Source organism: Roseateles sp. P5_B10 (assembly GCF_056400485.1).
Map to the genome: position 1 here is coordinate 1 of NZ_JBFULE010001129.1, position 1,332 is coordinate 1,332.

A 1,332-nucleotide genomic window follows, 5' to 3' on the forward strand; every position below is an offset into this window, starting at 1 on the left:
TGGCGCCCGTGTCCGGCCGCCAGGAAGTCTTCGAGAACCTGGTCAACCGCTTCTGCGGCTGAACGGCCTCGTTAAAACAACAGGCCGACGCCCTGCCATGACCCACGCTCTCCCATTGCTGCCCGACTTCGTTCCGGTCGCGCCCGCGACTGCCCGCCACACCGGGAACGCCCCCTTCATCAAAGGTACCGCCGCGACACCCGGAAGTGCCTTGAGCAGCGAGGCGCGCAACAGCGCGATGCTGACCTACTCCAGCCCCTTCCCCGCCGACTTCGTCTTCGGTGTTGCCGCCGCCGCACCCCAGATCGAGGGCGCCGCCTTCACCGATGGCAAGGGCGAGTCCATCTGGGACCGCTTCTGCCGCACGCCCGGCAAGGTGCATGACGACGACACCCTGGACGTCGCCTGCGATCACTACAACCGCTTCGATGACGACTTCGCGCTGATGGCGTCGTTGGGCGTCAAGAACTACCGCCTGTCGCTGGCCTGGCCGCGCATCTATCCGAACGGCGACGGTGCGCTGAACCAGGCCGGCCTGGACTTCTATCACCGCCTCTTCGCCAGCATGAAGAAGCACGGCATCGAGCCCTGGGTGACGCTCTTCCACTGGGACCTGCCGCAGGCGCTGGAAGACCGCGGCGGCTGGACGTCGCGCGTGACGGTCGACGCCTTCGGCCGCTACGCCGACACGGTCGTCAAGGCCTTCGCTGGTGAAGTGAAGCACTGGATCACGATGAACGAGATCCGCTGCTTCACGCAACTGGCCTACGGCTATGGCACCAAGGCACCGGGGCGCAAGGAGAGCGCGGCCGTCGTCAACCAGACCTTCCACCACGCGCTGCTGTGCCACGGCCACGGCGTGCGCGCGGTGCGCGAGTTCGGCGGCGCAGGCGCCGTGGTCGGCCTGACCGACAACTGCGATGTCTGCGTGCCCGTCACCGAGACACCGGCCGACATCGCCGCGGCCAAGGCCTGGTTCCTGGAGAAGAACGCGCACGTGCTGGGCGCCATGCACGCCGGCCACTACCCGGCCGACTATCTGGCCCGCGTGGGCAGCGATGCCCCGCAGGTGCTGCCCGGTGACTTCGAGCTCATCAGCCTGCCCACCGACCACCTGGGCCTGAACATCTACACCGCCACGTACGTGCGCGCCGGCAAGGATGGCGCCGCCTGGGAGGCCGTGCCGCTGCCGGCCAACTACCCGCGCGCCGACAGCCTCTGGCTCAACCTGGTGCCCCAGGCCATCTATTGGGCCACCCGTTTCTGCCATGAGCTGTACGGCCACGCTTCGCTGTACATCACCGAGAACGGCTGCGGCTACAACGACGAGCC

General features: G+C 67.7%; 1 protein-coding gene. It reads left to right on the top strand.

All coding sequences use genetic code 11. From position 1 onward, the window contains the following. Positions 1-97: 97 nt before the first annotated feature. On the top strand, positions 98-1,332 hold a 1,235-nt coding region (locus AC1DU6_RS31445; RefSeq protein ID WP_477862083.1), incomplete at its 3' end, for a glycoside hydrolase family 1 protein.